The organism is Bacteroides cutis (genome assembly GCF_900241005.1).
GTDB lineage: Bacteria > Bacteroidota > Bacteroidia > Bacteroidales > Bacteroidaceae > Bacteroides > Bacteroides cutis.
Map to the genome: position 1 here is coordinate 233,548 of NZ_OEST01000001.1, position 22,859 is coordinate 256,406.

Annotated in this window: 14 protein-coding genes; 10 read left to right on the forward strand and 4 right to left on the reverse strand. The window is 40.0% G+C overall.

The genetic code is table 11. The annotated features are described in order from the left end of the window. The first annotated feature begins 15 nt into the window (after positions 1–15). Both C1A09_RS00910 and C1A09_RS00915 read left to right on the forward strand, forming a co-directional pair. Positions 16–1,296 carry a DUF5000 domain-containing lipoprotein gene (locus tag C1A09_RS00910; RefSeq protein ID WP_101542407.1) on the forward strand — a complete coding sequence of 427 codons (1,281 nt, stop codon included), beginning with the start codon at positions 16–18 and terminating at the stop codon, positions 1,294–1,296. A 5-nt stretch (positions 1,297–1,301) separates the two neighbouring features. Further along, positions 1,302–2,474, forward strand: a complete 1,173-nt coding sequence (locus tag C1A09_RS00915; RefSeq protein WP_101541872.1) for a DUF4998 domain-containing protein — start codon at positions 1,302–1,304, stop codon at positions 2,472–2,474. 80 nt (positions 2,475–2,554) lie between these two features. On the opposite strand, the gene C1A09_RS00920 is transcribed toward C1A09_RS00915, so the two are convergent. Together C1A09_RS00920 and C1A09_RS00925 are read right to left on the reverse strand one after the other, a co-directional pair. Next, positions 2,555–3,718: a Gfo/Idh/MocA family protein gene (locus C1A09_RS00920; protein ID WP_101541873.1), complete on the reverse strand. Its 1,164-nt coding sequence runs from the start codon at positions 3,716–3,718 to the stop codon at positions 2,555–2,557. A gap of 170 nt (positions 3,719–3,888) precedes the next feature. Next, positions 3,889–5,475, reverse strand: coding sequence for a glycoside hydrolase family 31 protein (locus tag C1A09_RS00925; protein ID WP_101541874.1), 1,587 nt, complete (start codon positions 5,473–5,475; stop codon positions 3,889–3,891). 166 nt (positions 5,476–5,641) lie between these two features. On the opposite strand from C1A09_RS00925, the gene C1A09_RS00930 reads away from it, so the two are divergent. The 5 genes from C1A09_RS00930 (at position 5,642) to C1A09_RS00950 (ending at position 17,523) form a co-directional block, all read left to right on the forward strand. Next, positions 5,642–6,175, forward strand: coding sequence for an NUDIX domain-containing protein (locus tag C1A09_RS00930; RefSeq protein WP_101541875.1), 534 nt, complete (start codon positions 5,642–5,644; stop codon positions 6,173–6,175). A gap of 104 nt (positions 6,176–6,279) precedes the next feature. Then, positions 6,280–9,312 carry a tetratricopeptide repeat protein gene (locus C1A09_RS00935; RefSeq protein ID WP_101541876.1) on the forward strand — a complete coding sequence of 1,011 codons (3,033 nt, stop codon included), beginning with the start codon at positions 6,280–6,282 and terminating at the stop codon, positions 9,310–9,312. 12 nt (positions 9,313–9,324) lie between these two features. Next, a complete protein-coding gene (locus C1A09_RS00940; protein WP_101541877.1) occupies positions 9,325–10,980 on the forward strand; it encodes a TonB-dependent receptor in 1,656 nt (551 codons plus the stop codon). A 137-nt stretch (positions 10,981–11,117) separates the two neighbouring features. Beyond that, positions 11,118–13,469 (forward strand): type I DNA topoisomerase, encoded by a 2,352-nt coding sequence (gene topA / locus C1A09_RS00945; RefSeq protein WP_101542408.1) that lies wholly within the window; start codon positions 11,118–11,120, stop codon positions 13,467–13,469. 61 nt (positions 13,470–13,530) lie between these two features. Beyond that, the gene (locus C1A09_RS00950; protein WP_101541878.1) at positions 13,531–17,523 is read left to right on the forward strand and encodes an SUMF1/EgtB/PvdO family nonheme iron enzyme; all 3,993 of its coding nucleotides are present in this window, start codon (positions 13,531–13,533) and stop codon (positions 17,521–17,523) included. Between the two features lie 154 nt (positions 17,524–17,677). Here C1A09_RS00950 and argS read toward each other — a convergent pair whose 3' ends face one another. Then, positions 17,678–19,495 carry an arginine--tRNA ligase gene (gene argS, locus C1A09_RS00955; protein ID WP_101541879.1) on the reverse strand — a complete coding sequence of 606 codons (1,818 nt, stop codon included), beginning with the start codon at positions 19,493–19,495 and terminating at the stop codon, positions 17,678–17,680. Between the two features lie 108 nt (positions 19,496–19,603). Next, on the reverse strand, positions 19,604–19,870 hold the full coding sequence (locus tag C1A09_RS00960) for an HU family DNA-binding protein (RefSeq protein ID WP_101541880.1): 267 nt from the start codon (positions 19,868–19,870) through the stop codon (positions 19,604–19,606). 268 nt (positions 19,871–20,138) lie between these two features. Here C1A09_RS00960 and C1A09_RS16795 point away from each other — a divergent pair, with 268 nt between their 5' ends. The 3 genes from C1A09_RS16795 to C1A09_RS00975 are packed head-to-tail and all read left to right on the forward strand — an operon-like array spanning position 20,139 to position 22,830. After that, on the forward strand, positions 20,139–20,822 hold the full coding sequence (locus C1A09_RS16795; protein ID WP_503092582.1) for a rhomboid family intramembrane serine protease: 684 nt from the start codon (positions 20,139–20,141) through the stop codon (positions 20,820–20,822). Next, a complete protein-coding gene (locus C1A09_RS00970) occupies positions 20,803–21,693 on the forward strand; it encodes a rhomboid family intramembrane serine protease (protein WP_101541881.1) in 891 nt (296 codons plus the stop codon). The genes C1A09_RS16795 and C1A09_RS00970 overlap by 20 nt, the downstream gene beginning before the upstream one ends. A 36-nt stretch (positions 21,694–21,729) precedes the next feature. Next, a complete protein-coding gene (locus C1A09_RS00975) occupies positions 21,730–22,830 on the forward strand; it encodes an endonuclease/exonuclease/phosphatase family protein (protein WP_101541882.1) in 1,101 nt (366 codons plus the stop codon). Positions 22,831–22,859 lie beyond the last annotated feature (29 nt).

The following is a 22,859-nucleotide window of genomic DNA, read 5'->3' on the forward strand; positions in this document are numbered from 1 at the left end:
TAAATGAAAAAACATATGAAAAAAATAAACTATAAACTAAAAATAACAAGCCATTTGTCGGTTATTCTACTTAGTTTGTTCCTCCTGACAGCATGTAATGAGGAAACCAAACTCGGAATGGAGCCTACTGATGGCGTGGCACCCGGTATTCCCACCAATATTACGGTAGAAAACATAAACGGCGGTGCCATCATCCACTTTATCGCTCCTCTGGATGATGATTTACTCTATGTAATGGCAACCTACACCATAAACGGCGTAGAACGGACTACCATGGTTTCTCCTTTTACCGACTTCCTAAAGGTAGAAGGTTTTATGGAAGGAGAATATCAAATAAAATTGAATTCCGTAGATAAAAGTAAGAATGTATCAGAGCCTGTAATGGTAACCATCAATCCTACCATTCCACCAGTGAAAGCCATTTTTGAATCCATTAAGATTGAAGAATCTTTTGGTGGTGTTGTACTACATTGGGAGAATGAAACAGAAGCCAATGTCATCATTGAAGCTTTTGAAGAGAAAGAGGGTGAATGGATTTCTGTAGAGAATTTCTATACAAGCGCCAAAGATGGTAAAGGAGTACTACGTGGTTACTCTGCCAATCCGGTAAACTTCAAGTTCCGTGTACGTGACCGCTGGGATAATTATTCTGAATTCACAGAAGTACCCGAAGGCGGTTATTTACCTTGGAAAGAAGTAGAAATCAGCAAGAAATATTTCAAGAAACTAGGTTACTATCTGCCAGGAGATGCCACTGAACTCAATTCTTCGTATACCATTGACCGAATTTGGAACGGGAATACTACGGAAAGTAACTGTTTCCATTGCGGTGGTAATAAAGGTATAGGGTTATGCGTAACTTTTGACCTAGGTCAGGAAGTAAAACTTAGCCGTTTCAAAATGTGGCAACGTACAGCCAACGCTTCTTTTATCTACAATCATAACAACCTAAAGCGTTACAGTATCTATGGTTGTAACGAAATCACGGAGTGGATGAGATATGACTCCGGTCAAGAGGATGAAAATGGAGAAGTATGGCCTACTTTTGAAGGCTGGAATCTGATTATGGAAGATGTACACTGCTATCGTCCTTCCGGATTTGACAGCACTGTAGTAACAAACGAAGACAAGGAATATATTTTGGGTGGTGATGAACACGAAGTACCAATAGAAGCTCCTTCTTTCCGTTATATCCGTATTCTCATGCTCGAAAACTGGTCAGGTGGTACCATCGGACAGATTGAAGAGATGTCATTTTGGGGGCAGATAATCAATGGAGAACAACCTAACGAATAATTATTATGAAAAATATTTTAAAATACATAGCCGGTTGTATAGCAGGACTTACCATCACCGCTTGCGGTGATATCTATGAAGTTCACGAACAATATATTACCGAGGGTGAACGAACTTACATCGGACATGCCGACACCGTATATGCTCAAGGTGGTTTCAACAAAGTAAACTTAGTGTGGAAACTTAACGTTGACCCACGTATCGAAACATGTGTCATTACCTGGAACGGTTGTGAAACACCAGTAGAAATCCCCGTTAACCGTTCTGTAGAATACATGAATCATGTATTGGAGATTCCGGAGGGGCAATACATATTTTCTCTTAAAATGAGAAGTAAATCGGGTGAAGAATCACTGACAGAAACCGTTGAAGGTGAATCTTATGGCGCACTTTATCAAGCTCGCCTGACACAACGTATCATTACCTCCATACTTGCCACTCCCGAAAAAGGAGTGACTATCGAATGGAATGCAGAGGAAGGCTGTAAAAAAACAGTTCTTTCTTATATCAATATCAATGGTGAAAAGAAAACGGTGGTAATACCAGAAGCAGAAACTACCACAATCATCACAGACTACGTAATGGGAAGTGAATACGAGTATTACAGTGCTTACACTCCAGAGATCAATGCTTATGAAGATATCAATTCTCTATCGAAAAAGGGGAATTTCCCGGCTCATTACACTCTTTCCAAGTCTGAATGGGACAATACGTATCATGTGCTCTATGAAGACATAGACCGTACAGGATGGCTAGTTACCGCTAGTACAGAAGAGCTTGAAGGAGAAGGGGCTACAAATGGTCGTGCCATCGCTCTGATAGACGGAAACCTAAAAACATTCTGGCATTCTCAATATAAGGGTGAAGGTGCTAATCCTCCCTGTCCACACGATATCATCCTGGACATGCAACATGAGCAGGAAATCATTTCTGTAGAGTTGGCAAGACGGGAAAAGAACAAGGATACACGTGAAGTAGAATTTTCTATCAGTAACGATGGCATAACTTGGAGTCTATTCGGTAGTTTAACATTTCCAAACAATGCCAATCCCAACTCACAAATTCTGTTATTGCCAACAGCTGTAAAAGGTCGTTATTTGAAAGTCTCAGTAGTCAATAGTAATAATGGTGTTAATGCAAGTATCGCAGAAATTATGTTCACTGCTCCTCCAAGATAAAGGAATAAATACTTTCTGAAAATAATATGAAAGGCAACTGCTAAATACAGTTGCCTTTTTATATTGAGACCAATTGTAATCTATAAATTGAATTCATACAATGAACCAAAACAACAAATCGTTCTATGCTCAGCAATAGATACTTTAGACCAAGGAGTAATAGAAGTCCAAAGAGCAAGGTCATGTAAAGTTGCCGGATAAGAAGACATTCCCTTTATTCCCTCTTCCAGTGCCTTGAGCATAATATAGTCCATTCCTTGATGATGAGTATCCCGGAGTAAAGCTTCTTTTCCCCACTGTCTCCAATACCTGTGTTCATAGTAGTCTATATAGGAGATGTCATCTTCCCAAACTTCCTCGGGACTATTCCCCTCTATATAAATCTGACGACGGTCTCCCTGCCAAATGCCTTTTGTGCCCTGTACCTCAAAATCCAGACTACGAGGACGAGGTAAAGTTGTGTCATGAGTCAATAATACAAGAACACCCTTTTCTGTTTCCAACTGTGTAGAAACTATATCACCCATTGTTATTCTTACTTTTTCGTCTCCCCCCAGTTCCCTAATCCGCTGTAACATACCTACAGACTTGGAAGCAGAAGAAGTCAGAAATTTAATCCGATCAGTTCGATTGATACCCGCAATCATACATAAAGGAGCTAAACCATGTGTCGGATAAATATCGCCATTATCACATTGATAAAATTTACCTCGCCAAATACTTTCCGTCTTTTCACGGTTACCGATATTTCCAACATCATCCAACAACAAAGAACGTAAATCATGACGATATCCTCCACGCATATAAACAATTTCTCCAAATATGCCATTAATTACCATCTCATGAACAGCCATAACCTCGCGCAGAAACAATGTATTTTCCAAAGGATAAATACGACATCCTCTTTGCTCAGCCAAATCTATCAACGGCTGATATTCATTGAGATAAAGTCCGCCTTTTATTTCCAAAGCAACATGACATCCCCTGTCTACACTCTGCATAGCATGTTTTACATGATATTGCCATGGAGAAGTCACAAAAACCAAATCAGGTTTATGAACATCAAGCATATTCAGATAATCGTCATTCCCGTTGTTGTAACAAACGATATCAGGAATACCTACATCCGAAATTTCCGGATCAGCAACTGCAACAATTTCAAAAAAAGGTATATGCCGTAACAATTTCAACAATTGCATGCCCCGATATCCTACCCCTATAAAAGTAGTTTTAATTTTCTCCATACTTTTACTTCTCTATTTTAACAACTTTACGGTTCACATTTATGACAACCAGATCATCTATTCTGATATGATAATGATCCCATTTATACCTCCTAATCCGGTTGGCAAAAATACAAAAAACAACAATAGTAACATACGAAAGCGAACGTTCTTCCACACTTTATGGAGAATTATTTAATTCGTTCAAAATAAGGCAAACGCTCCAGTGGAACTCCTATTTCTATAACTTTCGGTCCTCGGATTTTTTTCCCCATATCATCCCGCCATACACCCTTAGGAAGTTTTACTTTTCTATGAGTACCTTTTACCACCATTGGAGCTATTAAATATTTATCTCCTAACATAAACTGATCATGACACTCCTCAAACCCTTGATGAGGGAAGCTATATTCCAGATGCCGCACAATTGGTTCTCCTGTCTGAGAAGCATGAACAGCCGTTTTCAATATATACTCTCCCATCTGCTCATGAAATCCGGCAAACTTACAACAGATATCCAGATGTTTTTTATCAAGAATACGCCAAGGGGCTACCGAAAACTGCATCATTGGCATCAACGCATGTATCTGACAGGAACGCACAATCAATTCCTGATCAAAATTACCGGTATCAATATTCAAAAAAGAGTTGAACTCTCCTCCACCAATCATATCGGGACAAGTATAAGCATGTCCCAATAAACCAGCCGCAATCATATCGGGTATCAGCAGGGAAGAAGAATTCCAGGAATAAGATTTATCACCCAAACGCTGTACCAGCGCCTGACCTCCCAATTTGAACGAAGTACGATATTCATTGTATGAAAATTTAAGTCCCAACTCTGCCCATTTTTGCGAAAAAGTACAGGCATTAGCCACCGGATCATGGAAAGTATACTCTCCGGTAAAATGTACTACATCTCCTGCATCAAATTTAAAACCATCAACGCCATACTTTTTTTGTACATCACGCAATTGTCCCTCTAGATAAGAGACTACTTCTGGATTTGTCATATCATAGCAAGCACTTACTCCATTCCACCAATTAATCATGGCTGGAGAATTATTGTTTTTCTTTTTCACCAGATATCCTTTCTTCGCCAGCAAACGGAACTCTGGACTATCAGGCGAAACAAAGGGACATATCCACAACATCACTTTAAAACCCTGCTCATGCAAGCGGGTGATCATTCCTGCCGGATCAGGAAATTTGTCAGGTTTAAACTCAAAATTACCATAATATTTCTGCCAGTTATCATCTATCATAAAAATACCGGTAGGAAAACCATTTGTTAAAATATCCCAAGCATATTTCTCTATATCAGCCTGATTCTGATTATACATCAACTCAATCCATGTATTATACTGTGGTTTGGAAAAAAATAGATCTGTAGGAATATTTCCTGAAGGCGGGAAATATACGGCAGAAGCTGCAAGATAAGCATCCTTTAATGTTGTTCCGGCAGAAACCGCATTCAGCTCTATATAATCAGAACGAAGGATCAATGTATCATTCTGTAATCGGAAACAAAAAGGTTGTTCGCTCCAAACATAACGTCCTTCTGAGGATAATAACAACGGAACAATCTGGTTATTTAAATTTACCTTGCCTAAATCATACCATTCCGTCGTCGAGGCAAAAGGCATACGGCTGCCCAATGCAACCAGTCCTCCCCACCATTTTTCATCGTTCAGAGGCGCTACAATCGTTTCGTACCTCTGTGCCATCACTGAAAACACTGAATACAGAGCCCCAACAAATAAAAAGACTTTTCTCATGTAGGTTTCAATTTAAGATTAGTGTTTCTCTTATATACTCATAAAGAGATTGTCAATAATTAAAATACTCACTGCAATATTAGAAATAAAATAACAATTAACAATAAGAAGCGAGCAACTTTATTTCTATCTTTGCCACCAACGAAAACTTCAACTCAGAAAAATCATGGAACATCCTCTTTTTCAATTCCAATATTGTCCGAAATGTGGTTCAAAGTATTTCGAGGTTCATAATGAAAAATCAAAGCAATGTACCGACTGCGACTTCACTTATTATTTCAATCCTTCGGCTGCCACGGTAGCACTAATTTTGAATGAACAGAACGAACTTTTAGTGTGCCGACGCGCTAAAGACCCCGCTAAGGGGACTCTTGATCTTCCCGGTGGCTTCATCGATATGGCAGAAACAGGTGAGGAAGGCGTGATGCGTGAAGTGAAAGAAGAAACAGGTATGGAAGTTATCAAAGCGAACTATCTGTTTTCATTACCTAATATTTATATCTATTCAGGTTTTCCTGTACATACACTGGATATGTTTTTCCGCTGCACGGTGACAGATACCTTGCACTTGAAGGCAATGGACGATGCTGCTGACGCTTTCTTCATACCGTTGAAAAAGATAAATACCATGGAATTTGGCCTAGGCTCAATCCGTAAAGGATTGGAAAAAGCACTGAATGAAGATCTTATCCATCCATAAAGCATATTCCGAGATAGGGTATCCCATATCTTAAAAAGAATAAACAAATGAAACAAAATTCGGTCAAAATCTGTATTTTTGTAAAATACTCAATATAGTAAAAGATGAAACATAAAACCTCCCGAATACTTTGTACGATACTTTGCTGTGTATCTCTGTTTGCCACCGCCCAAACAAACAATAAAATAGAATCTCCCAAGAGGCTTTATCAGGAAGGAGAAACTCTGTTCCAACAAAAAGCATACTCAGCTGCCATTTCCCCGTTACAAGCGTTTGTAAAACAAACGGATGCCAAAGGGAAACCTTTATCTTCCACCGGAGAAAGGGAAGAAGCAGAATATATGCTGGTTTGTGCCGAATATGAGCTGAAAAACCCGCAAAGTATAGAACATCTTCGCGATTATCTGGAGAACTATCCCGATACTCCTCATGCCAACCGCATTTATGCTCTCATTGCATCCGCCTATTTTTTTGAAGGGAAATATGACAATGCATTGGCAATGTTCAATGCTGCCCGACTTGATCTGTTAGGCAATGAGGAAAGAAATGATATGACCTACCGTATGGCAACCTGTTACCTGAAAACTGATAATGTAAAGGAAGCTGCTATCTGGTTTAAAACCCTGCGTAATACCAGCCGTAAATATGTAACGGACTGTACCTATTACCTTTCTTACATACGTTACACCCAGCAACGATATGATGATGCCCTCAGTGGATTTCTATCTTTACAGGACAATTCCAAATACAAAGCGTTGGTACCTTACTACATCGCTGAAATTTATTTGATAAAAAAGAACTACGACAAAGCCGGAATCGTAGCACAGAATTACTTGTCAACTTTCCCAAATCATGCGTACACAGGAGAAATGTATCGTATACAAGGTACAGCTGATTATCATTTCGGTAAGTACCATGAAGCCATCAGAGCCTTTGAAAAATATCTTGAAAACAATACGGAAACAATCCACAGAAGAGATGCACTTTACATGCTGGGAATGTCATGTTATCAGACCGGAGTATACACCCAAGTGCCTGTTATTCTAGGTGAAGTGACTACCGAGAAAGATGTTCTGGCACAGAATGCCTGGTTACATATAGGACTGGCATATCTTCAATTGTCTGACAAAAACAAGGCACGCATGGCATTTGAACAAGCCGCCATTTCCGATGCCGATTTAAAAGTCAAGGAACAGGCCGCCTATAATTATGCACTCTGCATACACGAGACCTCTTATTCCGCTTTCGGAGAATCGGTTACGGTCTTTGAAAAGTTCCTCAACGAATTCCCTCATTCGCAGTATGCCGACAAAGTCAGTAATTATCTGGTGGAGGTGTATATGAATACCCGCAGTTATGATGCAGCTTTGAAATCCATCGAGCGTATCACGCATCCCAGCAAAGCTATCCTGGAAGCCAAACAAAAAATTCTGTTCCAACTCGGCACACAGGCTTTCGCCAATACACAGTTTGAACAGGCCATCAAATCTTTCAGCCAAAGTATTGCATTGGGGCAATATAACCTTCAGACCAAAGCAAACGCTCTTTATTGGCGAGGCGAATCATATTACCGATTAAGCCGTATGCAGGAGGCCGCCCGCAACTTCAACGACTACCTGGTAATCACCCCTCAAAAAAATACGGAAATGTTTGCGCTGGCCTATTATAACCTGGCCTACATTGCTTTCCATAAAAAAGAATATACCACTGCACAAGACCGTTTCCTTAAATTCGTACAACTGGAGAAAAGCGAAAATTCCACATTGCTTGCCGATGCCTATAACCGTATCGGTGATTGTTACCTGCACGTGCGCCATTTCGATGAAGCCAAGCAATATTATACCCGTGCCGAAAAATTGGGAACACCTACAGGCGATTATTCCTATTACCAGTTGGCGCTGGTAGCTGGTTTGCAAAAGGACTATGACGAAAAAGTGAATTTATTGAACCATTTGGCAAGTAAATATCCCAACTCGCCGTATGCAGTGAATGCACTTTACGAAAAAGGACGTTCTTATGTACAGGGTAATAACAACAGCCTGGCGATTGCCACATTCCGCGAATTGCTGAGCAAATATCCCGAAAGCCCCGTCAGCCGGAAGGCAGCTACTGAGATCGGCCTGCTATATTACCAGAATGATGACTATGACCGAGCGATTGAAGCATATAAATATGTCATCACCCAATATCCAGGCAGTGAGGAAGCACGTCTTGCCATGCGTGACTTGAAATCAATTTATGTAGATGCCAACCGTGTGGATGAATTTGCAACGCTCGCCTCACAAATGCCGGGAGAGATACGCTTTGAGCCCAGTGAACAGGATTCACTGACCTACATCGCTGCCGAGAAAGTGTACATAAAAGGCGAAATAACCTCTGCAAAAACAAGTTTCACCCGTTATCTGCAAAGTTATCCCAATGGTGCATTCAGTTTGAACGCCCACTATTACTTATGCCTCATCAACAAAGACCAAAAGGATGAAGAAGGTATATTGGAACACGCCGGGAAGCTACTTGAATATCCCGACACTCCTTATTCCGAAGAAGCTTTGTTAATGCGAGGAGAGATATTGTTCAATCGCAGGCAATATGGACAAGCACTTGCCGATTACAAACAGTTACAAGCTCGTGCCGCCACTGCAGAGCGACGACAATTGGGGACTACCGGGGTACTACGTTGTGCCGTACTGTTGAAGGATGACGTAGAAGTGATACATGCCGCTACCGCTTTACTTGCCGAAGCAAAGCTGACCCCAGAACTGAGCAATGAGGCATTGTACTATCGTGCCAAAGCCTATCTGAACCAAAAGGCGGTGAAAAAAGCGATGGACGACTTGAAAGTGTTGTCAAAAGACACCCGTACTCAGTATGGTGCAGAAGCTAAATACCTGCTGGCACAGCAACTGTACAATGCCGGTGAACTGGTTGCGGCTGAAAAAGAGATACTCAACTTCATCGACCAGAGTACCCCACATGCCTATTGGCTGGCACGTAGTTTTATACTGTTGTCCGATGTGTATGTAGCAATGGACAAAAAGCTGGACGCACGCCAATATTTATTGAGTCTACAGCAAAACTACCAAGCAGATGATGATATTGCAGTAATGATTAACGAACGGCTGGAAAAGTTGAAATAATTCAAACATTTGATGATTATGAGAAAAATACAATATATCCTCGGAGGATTAGTCTTATTAGCCTTCCCTTTAGAGACTCAGGCACAAAAACAATCCAAAGACTCTACGGTAAACCGTACGGTCGTTGTGGAACAAGAATATAACCCAGATATTATGGACGCATCTAAAATAAACGTGTTGCCACAGGTTGAGCCACCCACTGTGAGTAAAAAAATAGTGGAGTATGATATCACCTTAATACCTACGGGGCAAATTCCGACAACTGTGATGCAAGTATATACAGGTAAAGAAGCACAGACAAAGGTCCTGCCTGGATACATTCGTATGGGCTATGGAAGTAAAGGGAATTTAGATATGCGAGCCAACTACCTGTTTACATTTTCAGATCGAGACCGACTAAATCTGACTTTACACATGAACGGTATGGATGGCAAACTGGAACTGCCGGATAATCTTGGAAAATGGAACGCCTATTATTATCATACCTATGCAGGTATAGACTACACACACACTTTCAAAAAAGTGGATATGAATACAGCCGGTAACTTTGACCTGAGTAATTTTAATTTTCTACCAGGTTCAGTTAATAATAAGCAGAAGTTTACTGCCGGTAGCCTGCATTTCGGGGTAAAATCTACTGGCGACGAACTGCCTGTTCAGTTTCGTGCAGAGACTAACCTGTTGCTTTATGGCCGTCAACATGAATTGAGTTATATGGATACGAAGGAATCTATTGTACGTACTCTGGCAGAAGCAAGCGCTCCTATCTCGGAAGAACAGTTCATCGGAGTAGCATTTGCCATGGACAATGCTTTTTATAAAAACAATCTATTTGAAGATTACACCTCGTTAAATCTGACTCCTTACTATCTTTTTAAGAATGACGATTGGAAAATCCGCCTGGGAGTCCACGTAGATTTCTCCTTTGGTTTTGGAAAAAAGTTCTATGCCTCGCCGGATGTAATGGTGCAATATACATTCTCTGACAGTTACCAACTCTATGCGCAAGCTAAAGGAGGAAAGCAGTTGAACGATTTTCGTCGGATGGAAACCATCAGTCCCTACGGACAGACAATGGTGCAGCCGGAAGCCACTTATGAGCAATTGAATACTGCTCTCGGCTTCAAGGCAAGTCCTGTCACTGGATTGTGGCTCAATTTTTACGGAGGATATCAAAATCTTAAAAACGACTTGTTGCAAATGCAATTTTCCATTTACAATAATTCGGAAGATTACCCCCATGCACTGTTGTTGGGTACGGCTAACACACACAATATATATACCGGTGCAGAAGTAAGCTACGATTACAAAAATCTCATTTCATTCTCTGCCTCAGGAATTTATCGTAATTGGAGTATCAACTATGAAGATATCAACAAGGGCGGTCTGCTTTTCAAGCCCTCCCTTGAAACAAAATTCGAGATAAACTTCCAACCGATATCCGTAGCATCAATTAACTTTGGTTATCAGTACATCAATCGTGAAAAAATGGAAGAAAGGAAAGTCAATTCGGTGAGTAATCTATATTTAGGAGGAAATTACGAATTTTTCAAAGGAATTTCTGTTTACATACGCATCAATAATTTATTAAATAAAAATTATCAATACTATTGGGGATATCCCACTGAAGGAATTAACTTCCTCGGAGGAGTAAACTTTAAGTTTTAATCGTAAAAATAGAAGAAGATATGAACAAAAAAAATCATTTTTGCTAAATTCTCCTTATATTATAAGGTGAGAAGTTGGTTTTTTTCCTACTTTTGCGGGCAAATAGAGTGGCAGGAGTCACTATAAAACAGAAATTTATGCAAAAAAACCTTGTCATTGTCGAGTCTCCGGCAAAAGCAAAAACCATTGAGAAATTCCTGGGAAAAGACTATAAAGTCCTTTCCAGTTATGGTCATATACGTGATTTGAAGAAAAAAGAATTTAGTATTGACGTCGATAAAGATTTCAAACCACATTACGAAATCCCGGCAGATAAAAAAAAGGTTGTAGAAGAACTGAAAACCGAAGCCAAAGATGCTGAAACTGTATGGTTAGCATCTGATGAGGACCGAGAGGGAGAAGCTATCGCATGGCATTTATACGAAGTACTAAAACTTAAACCGGAAAACACCAAACGTATTGTTTTCCACGAAATTACTAAAGAAGCTATCCTAAAAGCCATTAAACAACCACGCAATATCGATATCAATCTGGTGGATGCCCAACAGGCACGCCGCATTCTGGACCGTATCGTAGGTTTTGAACTTTCACCTGTATTGTGGAAAAAAGTAAAACCTGCCCTTTCGGCAGGTCGTGTACAATCAGTTGCCGTACGTCTCATCGTAGAACGGGAACGAGAAATACAAGCTTTCCACACAGAGGCTTCCTATCGTGTGACTGCCATATTCCTTGTACCGGATTCTGAAGGTAAGTTGGTAGAGATGAAAGCCGAACTAGCCCGCCGTCTCAAAACCAAAGTTGAAGCGCAGATGCTTCTAGAACGTTGTAAAACTGCAACGTTCACCATTAATGATATTTCTACCCGCCCGTTGAAAAAAGGACCTGCTGCTCCTTTCACGACTTCTACCTTACAGCAGGAAGCTGCCCGTAAACTAGGGTTCACGGTAGCCCAAACCATGATGGTAGCTCAACGATTGTATGAATCAGGAAAGATTACTTACATGCGTACTGATTCTGTAAACTTGTCGGAACTTGCAGTGAACAGCAGTAAGGAAGTTATCACTAAAATGATGGGTAACCGTTACGTATATTCACGTCATTTTGCGACCAAAACCAAAGGTGCACAGGAAGCGCATGAAGCTATCCGTCCTACCTATATGGAAAATGCTAAAATAGAAGGTAGTCCACAAGAAAAAAAACTATATGACCTAATCTGGAAGCGTACCATCGCTTCACAGATGGCTGATGCGGAATTGGAAAAGACCACTGTGACCATTGGTATCAGTAATGATACAGATACATTCAATGCCACCGGTGAAGTAGTTAAATTCGACGGTTTTCTCCGTGTTTATCGCGAATCTTACGACGAAGATATGGAACAGGAAGATGAAACGCGCCTGTTACCTCCTCTTAAAAAAGGACAAACGTTGCAACGTGAAGACATCACGGCTACCGAACGTTTTACGCAACATCCGCCTCGTTACACGGAAGCAAGCCTTGTACATAAACTAGAAGAATTAGGGATCGGTCGCCCGTCTACATATGCTCCTACCATTTCAACTATCCAACAACGCGAATATGTAGTAAAAGGTGAAAAAGAGGGTCAGGAACGTGCCTACAATGTACTCACATTACAAAATAATCAGATTATTGACAGTACCCAGACTGAAATTACAGGAGTAGAAAAATCCAAATTATTACCAACCGATACAGGTACAGTAGTCAACGACTTCCTGATGGAGTATTTTCCTAATATCCTTGATTACAATTTTACAGCAAATGTAGAAAAACAATTCGACGAAATAGCTGAGGGAGAAGAACAATGGACTACCATTCTAAAACATTTCTATACAGATTTCCATCCGTCAGTAGAAACTACACTTGCCACCAAGAACGCTCACAAAGCCGGTGAACGTATCTTAGGTAATGATCCTGCCAGTGGGAAACCAGTTTCTGTAAAAATCGGACGATTCGGTCCCGTTGTACAAATAGGAACAGCAGGTGATGAAGAAAAGCCTCGTTTTGCACAACTGAAGAAAGATATGTCTATCGAGACCATCACTTTAGAGGAAGCCCTGGAGCTATTCAAGCTTCCACGTACTTTGGGTGAGTACGAAGGTAAAACAGTTACGGTAGGTAATGGGCGTTTTGGACCCTATATTTACAACAACAACATGTACACCTCATTACCCAAGACTATAGATCCGATGGCTATAACCTTGAAAGAAGCCATCGAGTTAATCTTGAAAAAGAAAGAAGCCGAAGCCCAGAAACATCTTAAAAAGTTTGAGGAAGAACCTGATTTAGAGATTTTAAATGGTCGTTATGGTCCTTATATAGCTTACAAAGGCAGTAACTATAAAATACCCAAAGATATCATTCCGCAAGATTTGAGTTTACAGTCTTGTCTGGAGTTAATCAAGATCCAAGATGATCCGGCTGCTCCAAAAGCTAAAAAGAGACGATATACCAAAAAGAAAACAAATTAATTCAATATTTGAAACATAAATATTGAACTAAAAAATTATAAATATTAATTGTTAACCTATCATGAAGTATAGAAGTAAACTATTGGCAGTTTGTTTTCTACTTTCTTCTATCGGTGCCTCAGGTGCCGGTGCTAAAAAAGTAGAAACATGGCTTGACGCTTCTGTAAAAGCAAAGGCAGAACTACAAGCAGAGTTAAAAAAATCGGGTATGCCCATCGTCTCACAATGGATGAAACGCAAACAAAATGCGGAAACTTTTATTGTAGATGTAAAAGGGATGGACAAATTAGTACTGGTGACTACCGGAGGTAGTGATGGATCGGACTATGATCAGGCAGTATGGGGAAATGCACGGCTAATTGCCACTGATGGTTCTTCCGTTTGGCTGGATCAAGTAAAGTACGAATATGGTAAGGCTGGATGGGATAAACCCCGTATGAACATCAATGCCTATGGTAAACCACTGTCAGTAGGTGGAAAGAAATTTGAGCACGGTGTATTCTGTCATGCTGAAGGTATGCTGGTTTATGCCCTCAACAAGAAATATATACGTTTCGAGGCCGAAGTAGGTATTGATGACCAGTCACAGAGTGGAAGTGTCTATTTTCAGGCACTTAATGTCATCCCTTCTGACATTGCCCAAAAACTACAAGCTCAATATCCCAAAGAAGCTGGACTACTATCAAATGTATTTGGAGGATTAGAAACATGGCTCATTTCCGGTGATACTTCTATAGAAAAGAATGCCATAAAAAAACAAATCGGTAAACTGAACGAATCGACTTATTATCTTGAGAAACTGAATCAAATAGAGAAAGAAAAGCAAGGTATAGAATGTACAAAAGCCTATCTGTCACTGATGGAAGAGGTACAAAACATTTACTTGATACAACAAGAGTTGCAATGGTTCAATCTGGAAGCTTTGAAATTGGCCTACAATGATATGAAACAACAAAAGAACTTCAATGTAGCCAAATATGAACCACTTTACAATGAAACACTCTCATTAGCAACCAAAGGTTTTAACGGTATCTACAATGGTGATGAGAAAGCCATAGCTGACACCCGTAAAGCCTTGAATAATCGCCGAGCTATTTTATTAGGTAATCCTCTACTAGATAGTGATAAGATTGTAGCAGCACGTTACAAAATCGGTAATAGGGCACGCCGTATAATGACTCCTGAATTGGGTACGCAAAGTAATAACTGGAGTAATCAGGAATCTGCACGTCGTGGAGGTTTCGATGCAGAAATCATTGAACTAAGTAACCTGCGCAATGATATACAGATGCGACAAGTATATAAACCGACTAACGGTTCTTCTATCGCAGATTTACGCTTGCATTGGGATGGTGATCGTGTAATGTTTACTCAAACACGCGATGATAAACGCTGGAACGTATTTGAAGTGAAACTGGACGGAAGTGGTTTCAAACCTCTTATCAACAATGAAGAACCGGACTTGGAATTCTATGACGGTACTTACCTGCCGGATGGACGTATTTTAGCGATCTCAAATATCGGTTATCAAGGTGTACCTTGTGTAAACGGAAGCGATGCAGTAGGTAATCTGGTGCTTTATGACCCCCAAAAAGGTAATCTGCGCCGTCTCACATACGACCAAGATGCCAATTGGAACCCGGTAGTTATGAGTAATGGCCGTGTAATGTATACTCGTTGGGAATATACTGACTTGACACACTATTACTCACGTATCGTAATGCACATGAATCCGGATGGAACAGAAAACAAAGCTCTCTATGGAAGTGGTTCTATGTTTCCAAACAGTACTTTTGATATACAGCCACTCCCCAATCATGCTTCCGCTTTCGTAGGTATCATCTCCGGTCATCACGGGGTTGCACGTTCTGGTCGTATGATTATCTTCGATCCCACCAAAGGGCGTAAGAACGTGGCCGGTATGGTGCAAGAAATTCCTCATCGCAATCGTCCTATAAAGGAACTCATCAAAGACCGTTTGGTAGACGGTGTATGGCCTCAATTCATCAAACCCACCGTTCTGAACGATAAATACTATCTGGTAGCCGCTAAGCTGTCTCCAGAATCTCTATGGGGCATTTACTTGGTAGACGTATATGATAACGTAACCTGCATTATGGAAGCAGAAGGAGAAGGTTTTATCAGCCCTATCCTTGTAAAAAAAACACAGCTTCCACCAGTAATCTCCGACCGGGTAAAATTGAATGAGAAAAATTCTACATTCTTCATTCAAGATATTTACGAAGGTGAAGGTTTGAAAGGAATTCCTCGTGGCACTGTGAAATCACTTCGTATTCACGCTTACGAATATGCGTATGTAAAAACCCGTTCTGACCATAATTGGCATGGTATACAATCCGGTTGGGATATTAAACGTCTGCTAGGTACTGTTCCCGTAGAAGAAGACGGTTCGGCTATCTTCAGTGTACCCGCCAATACTCCTGTATCAATTCAACCACTGGACAAAGATGGAGTGGCCATTCAATGGATGCGTAGTTGGGTAACCGGACAACCAGGTGAAGTAGTATCATGTATTGGTTGTCACGAAGACCAAAACCAAATTGCGATGCCTAAACGTGTGATAGCTTCACAAAAAGCTCCTGTGGCTTTGACTGCCCCCGAAGGTGGTTCACGTTCTTTCACGTTTGATTTGGAAATACAACCCATTTTGGATCGCGCTTGTATCGCCTGCCACAATGGCAATAAAGCTTTCGACCTGCGTGGTGGTAAGAAAGACCAGTTAGGCTACGGTCTTTCTTATCTCAACTTGCACCCATATGTACATCGTCAAGGAGGAGAAGGTGATATGGTAGTACTCCAGCCATACGAATATCATCCTAACACCAGTGAATTGGTACGTATGCTAAAAAAAGGACATTACAACGTACAATTAACCGATAAAGAATGGTTGACACTATATAATTGGATAGACTACAATGCACCAGACAAAGGTTACTTCAATGCCAATGTCTTGACTTCACTTCCTTATAAAGGATATGACCAGATAGAACGCCGCATAGAATTGACAAACAAATACGGTAACGGCGCCGGTGTAGACTGGAAGAAAGAAATTAAAGACTATGCTGATTATTTGAAGAGTAAAGGTGAAATTACTCCTGTAATGCCCGAACCGGAGAAAGCAGTAAAAGTAAAAGATCTGAAAGTAAAAGGATGGCCGTTTGACGCTGCTACAGCTAAAACAATGCAAACCAAATCCGGCGAAACACATCGAAGTATAGAAATAGCTCCGGGTATCAAAATTAATTTTGTCCGTATTCCTGCTGGACAGTTTGTCATGGGAAGTTACAATGGTGAACCCGATGCTTATCCCACTGCCAAGGTAAAGATAGACAAACCTTTCTGGATGGGTGAGTTAGAAATTACAAACGAACAATTCAATGTTATTTTCCCGGATCATGATAGTCGTTTCGTAGATCAGATGTGGAAAGACCATGTAGTACAAGGTTACCCGGCAAATGAGCCTCAACAACCAGTTATCCGTGTTAGTTACAACGATGCCGTTGAATTCTGCCAAAAGCTGAGTAAAAAGACAGGTTTGAACATTACTCTGCCCACTGAAGCACAATGGGAATGGGCTTGTCGTGGAGGTAGTGATGACGACTTCTGGTATGGAAACAAAAATACTGATTTCGGTAAAAAAGAAAATCTGGCGGATAAAACGACTCTTCTCTTCGCTGTACAAGGCGTAGATCCCAAACCGATGAGTCCCAACAGCAGCTGGTATAAGTATTATACTTTCCTGCCGAAGGAAAAGAATGTAGATGACGGACAACTCATACAAACAGGCGATAAAGTTTATGAAGCCAACCCGTTCGGTTTATACAATATGCACGGAAATGTGGCCGAGTGGACACGTTCAGATTATTTACCCTATCCTTATAAGGTGAATAATAAAGAAACTTCCGACCACAAAGTAGTACGTGGTGGTTCGTATATAGAACGTCCTAAATTCTCCACTTCACATTCACGTAAGGGATACTATCCCTATCAACGTGTTTTCAACGTCGGTTTCCGTGTGATTATTGAAGAGTAACATAAATCAGGCGTTTTTACGCCTGATTTAACATGAAAAAGGCAATCACGAATAATATATTTTTCACAAAGAGAAGCAGAGATATTTTATATAGAAAAGCGGAGTATACAAAGAAAATGTATACTCCGCTTTTCTATATAATGATTACAAACAATTACATTCTATCAGGTACTTCAATACCCAACAATCCCATTCCTAAACGCACTATCTTAGCAACATTCTCCGATAAAGCAAGACGGAAAACTTTTACTATTTCGTTTTCTTCGCGCAAAATACTAAAATCATGATAGAACTGGTTATATTCTTTCACGAGATCATACGTATAATTTGCAATGATAGAAGGACTATAATCTTCACCAGCTTGTTTTACAATAGCGGTAAAATCAGCAACCATCTGTATCAAACCTTCTTCTTTCTCACTTAATTCAATACCTGCCGGTATCTGGGTAGGAATAACAATACCCATCTCTTTTGCCTTACGCAATACAGACTGAATGCGGGCATAGGTATATTGAATAAACGGACCGGTATTGCCGTTGAAGTCAATGGATTCTTTCGGATTAAAAGTCATATTCTTACGAGCATCCACTTTCAGAATAAAATATTTCAAAGCGCCCAATCCCACAATACGAGCAATGTTATCAGCCTCCTCCTTCGTTAAACCATCAAGTTTACCTAACTCATCTGAAGTTTCCTTAGCAGTTGCAATCATCTCAGCCATCAGGTCATCAGCATCCACTACCGTACCCTCACGACTTTTCATTTTACCTTCGGGCAATTCTACCATACCGTAAGAGAAGTGAACTAATCCTTTACCCCACTCAAAACCCAATTTATCAAGCAAGATAGAAAGTACTTGGAAATGATAATTTTGTTCATTACCTACTACATAAATCATTTTGTCGATAGGATAATCAGCAAAACGCAACTTGGCTGTACCAATATCTTGAGTCATATAGACAGAAGTACCGTCAGCACGAAGTAACAGTTTATGATCTAGTCCCTCACCAGTAAGATCAGCCCAAACAGATCCATCTTCTTTTTTATAAAAGAAGCCTTTCTCCAGACCTTCCATCACTTTCTCCTTACCTTCAAGATAAGTATTAGATTCGTAATAAATCTTATCGAAGGTTACACCCATCATTTTGTAAGTTTCATCAAAGCCTGCATATACCCAATCGTTCATTTTCTTCCACAAAGCACGAACTTCAGGATCGTTAGCTTCCCATTTCACCAACATTTCACGGGCTTCCTTCATTAAAGGAGATTCCGCTTCCGCTTTTACCTTAGCTTCCTCTTCACTCAGACCCTTATCCTGATATTTAACCATCAGTTCTTTGACCTCTGCTTTATAATGTTTATCAAAAGCCACATAATAGTCACCAATTAAATGATCCCCCTTTTTACCAGATGATTCAGGAGTCTCACCCTCTCCATACTTCAACCATGCCAACATAGATTTACAGATATGAATACCACGGTCATTCACAATATTGGTTTTTACTACCTTATTTCCGTTGGCAGCAATAATATTTGCCAAAGCACTACCCAATAAATTGTTACGGACATGCCCCAAATGAAGTGGTTTATTAGTATTGGGAGAAGAATATTCAATCATCACCAACGGTGACTGATCCGTTACAGGAACAATTCCATACTGAGGATTTGCATGAACACTATTCAACAACTCAATCCATGCCGAAGAAGCAATGGTCAGGTTCAAGAATCCCTTGATTACATTGAATGCCGAAACCGAAGATTCGTTTGCCTGTAAATATTCACCAATCTCTTGTGCTGTCTGTTCCGGTCCTTTTCTAGACATACGGAGAAAAGGGAAAACAACCAAGGTGAGATGCCCTTCAAATTCTTTTTTGGTTTTCTGCAACTGCACTTGAGCGGCAGGAATATCTTGTCCGTAGAGTGCTTTAAGTCCGTTAATTACGGACGTTACCAATTTCTGTTCTATATTCATGATTTAAATGTATTTTCTCTTTGCAAAGATACGAACTATTTTTAATTCCATAAAAAAAGGAGACGTTGTATACGCCCCCTTCCTTTTTTAGTTTTATTTATGATCTATTTATTCGATAGTCAATTCAGAACCGGCTTTAAACTTAGCAACCTTCTTTGCAGGAATCTGAATAGTTTTTTTCGTTGCCGGATTGATTCCGGTACGTTCTGCTCTTTCAACTACTGAAAAAGTGCCGAAACCCACCAATGACACTTTATCACCTGCTTTCAAAGCCTTTGTTACGGATACAATAAATGCATCTAACGCCTTTTTAGATTCAACCTTTGACAATCCAGCTTCAGCTGCCATTGCACTAATAAGTTCTGCCTTATTCATAATACAAATTGATTAATATGTTACACAAAAGATAAATTCGTTATCACAACTTCCTACAAAAATAGAGCAATAAATCTGAATATCAAATAAAAACATTAAAAAAAGATTGGAAAAAGATGAAAAAAAAGGAATAGGAATTGTATTTTCTGTTATAGAACAGAATTTATTCGTACTTTTGCCAAATAAAGCGAAAACAAGTTGAACGAATATACAGATTATGAATAGTATACCAACAGTTACCAAAAACCTTTTGATTATTAATGTGCTGATGTTTCTCGGTACACTTGTAGCCCAAAGTTATGGCATTGATTTGGCTAAATATCTGGGGTTACACTTCTTTCTTGCCGAAGATTTCAACGTGGCGCAACTGATCACCTATATGTTCATGCATGCAAGTTTCACCCACTTGTTTTTTAACATGTTCGCCGTATGGATGTTTGGTCGTATCCTTGAGCAGGTATGGGGTCCAAGACGTTTCCTGTTCTATTATTTGGTATGTGGTATAGGGGCAGGGCTTATTCAAGAAGTGGTAACAGGTATTCGATACATGACACTGGAAGCTGGTATGACTCCCGAAATGGTTGAAGCCGTTTTGAAAGAAGGTACCAAAGCACTTCATCAAAACATGAACTTCATTGATCCTATCATGGCAAGTCTAAACCTTACGCTAAACAGTTCTACTGTTGGAGCTTCCGGAGCCGTATATGCCATCTTACTGGGTTTCGGGATGTTATTCCCCAACCAACCGATGTTTATCTTCCCATTACCTTTCCCTATCAAGGCAAAGTACTTTGTTATTGGATATGCCCTCATAGAGTTGTATGCCGGATTTGCCAACAATGCGGGAGACAATGTAGCACATTTTGCACATTTAGGGGGTATGATATTCGGTTTCATATTAATTACGTACTGGAGAAAAAAAAGTAGAGGAAATGGCAACTATTATAACTGATCTGAAAAATACATTCCGTAGAGGAAATATCTATTTACAGTTAATTTATATCAATGTCGGAGTATTTATCCTTACTACATTGACAGAAGTCATACTGCAACTTTTTAACCGGAGCCTGGCAGGTGTATTCGAATGGATGGAGCTTCCGGCTTCACTTTCACGTTTCATTATACAACCTTGGTCTATATTCACCTATATGTTTATGCACGCCGGATTAATGCATATACTCTTCAATATGCTTTGGTTGTACTGGTTCGGTGCATTGTTTCTGAATTTTTTTTCGACAAAGCATCTGCGGGGTATATATATTCTAGGAGGGATTTGTGGAGGTGTACTTTATATAGTGGCTTACAACATTTTCCCTTATTTCCGTCCCATGATAGAATATTCTTTCATGTTGGGTGCGTCAGCTTCCGTACTTGCCATTGTTACCGCAACCGCCTATCGTGAGCCTAACTATCCGATACAACTCTTCCTTTTTGGAACAATCCGCTTGAAATATCTGGCGCTGATTGTCATTTGTACCGATTTACTTTTTATCACTTCCAGTAATGCAGGAGGCCACATCGCCCATCTGGGAGGGGCGTTGGCAGGGTTTTGGTTTGCTGCCGGCCTGAGTAAAGGCACGGATATTACATCCTGGATCAATAAATTCCTCGATGCCATCACTTCTTTATCCAGTATCCGCCCCCATAAGCCTAAAATGAAAATTCATTATGGAACAGAAAGGGGAAAAGATTATGACTACAATGCCCGTAAAAAAGCCCAAAACGATGAGATAGACCGTATCCTCGATAAACTGAAAAAATCAGGATACGAAAGCCTGACTACAGAAGAAAAGAAAAGTTTGTTTGATGCAAGTAAACGATAATCACTCAGTATCAACCATTAATCATGCACAAAAAGAATGAAGCATCTCGGTAATTTTGTCGTTTTTATCATACTGGTGATCAATGCTTTATTTACAGGGCTCATGCTATTAACAGCTTATAGCCCGTATATTTATCCGGTGACGCATCCGGTACAATCCTGTCTTGGACTGACTTTCCCTATTTTTGCATTGATTAATGGTTGCTTTTTATTTTTTTGGCTGATGATACAACGTTATAAATCCGCCCTTCTCCCTTTAATAGGTTTCTTATTGTGTTATTCCCAAATACGTACTTATCTTCCCATCAATTTCCGTACGGACAACTTTCCTGAAGGAAGTATCAAATTACTTTCCTATAACATCATGGGCTTCAATGGGGCCAACAAAAAGGACGGCAAAAATGCCATACTTACCTATCTGAAAGAAAGTAATGCAGATGTCCTCTGTTTGCAAGAATATGCAACCGTAGAATCTCCCCATTATCTGACCCAGAAAGACATTGAACGTGAATTAGCCGATTACCCCTATCACCGTATCAACGCAGTGGGTAGCGCCAATGGATATACCAACAAAATAGCCTGCTATTCAAAATATCCTATCCTATCAGCCCGGATACTGAAATATGCAAGCGAATACAACGGTTCCGTAGTTTACGAATTGAAGTTAGACAAAGACACAATAACCCTTATTAATAACCATCTGGAGTCCAATAAACTGACGAAAGCAGACAAAGATATCTACGAAGGTATATTGAAATCTCCCGAAAAAGAAAAAGTAAAAAATGGAGCACGACTGTTAATTCGCAAATTAGCAGAAGCTTCTGCCATCCGTGCCCCACAAGCTGATACTATTGTACAAGAAATTAATTCCTCCCGCCATCCTTTCGTCATTGTTTGTGGGGACTTTAACGATACTCCCATTTCATATACCCATCGTGTCATCGCAGAAAACATGAACGATGCTTTTACTCAATCAGGACGTGGATTAGGTATTTCATACAATCAGAATAAATTCTATTTTCGAATAGACAATATATTAATTAGTAAGAACTTTCGATCCTATAATTGTACGGTAGATCGCTCCATAAAAGAATCCGACCACTACCCGATATGGTGTTATATATCCAAACGACCGTGATTTCTCTATTTATAAAGAAGTATAAATAT

Coding starts and splice junctions, on each gene's coding strand:
- C1A09_RS00910 (WP_101542407.1), top strand. CDS start 16: ATGAAAAAAATAAACTATAAACTAAAAATAACAAGCCATTTGTCGGTT.
- C1A09_RS00915 (WP_101541872.1), top strand. CDS start 1,302: ATGAAAAATATTTTAAAATACATAGCCGGTTGTATAGCAGGACTTACC.
- C1A09_RS00920 (WP_101541873.1), bottom strand. CDS start 3,718: ATGGAGAAAATTAAAACTACTTTTATAGGGGTAGGATATCGGGGCATG.
- C1A09_RS00925 (WP_101541874.1), bottom strand. CDS start 5,475: ATGAGAAAAGTCTTTTTATTTGTTGGGGCTCTGTATTCAGTGTTTTCA.
- C1A09_RS00930 (WP_101541875.1), top strand. CDS start 5,642: ATGGAACATCCTCTTTTTCAATTCCAATATTGTCCGAAATGTGGTTCA.
- C1A09_RS00935 (WP_101541876.1), top strand. CDS start 6,280: ATGAAACATAAAACCTCCCGAATACTTTGTACGATACTTTGCTGTGTA.
- C1A09_RS00940 (WP_101541877.1), top strand. CDS start 9,325: ATGATTATGAGAAAAATACAATATATCCTCGGAGGATTAGTCTTATTA.
- topA (WP_101542408.1), top strand. CDS start 11,118: ATGCAAAAAAACCTTGTCATTGTCGAGTCTCCGGCAAAAGCAAAAACC.
- C1A09_RS00950 (WP_101541878.1), top strand. CDS start 13,531: ATGAAGTATAGAAGTAAACTATTGGCAGTTTGTTTTCTACTTTCTTCT.
- argS (WP_101541879.1), bottom strand. CDS start 19,495: ATGAATATAGAACAGAAATTGGTAACGTCCGTAATTAACGGACTTAAA.
- C1A09_RS00960 (WP_101541880.1), bottom strand. CDS start 19,870: ATGAATAAGGCAGAACTTATTAGTGCAATGGCAGCTGAAGCTGGATTG.
- C1A09_RS16795 (WP_503092582.1), top strand. CDS start 20,139: ATGTTTCTCGGTACACTTGTAGCCCAAAGTTATGGCATTGATTTGGCT.
- C1A09_RS00970 (WP_101541881.1), top strand. CDS start 20,803: ATGGCAACTATTATAACTGATCTGAAAAATACATTCCGTAGAGGAAAT.
- C1A09_RS00975 (WP_101541882.1), top strand. CDS start 21,730: ATGAAGCATCTCGGTAATTTTGTCGTTTTTATCATACTGGTGATCAAT.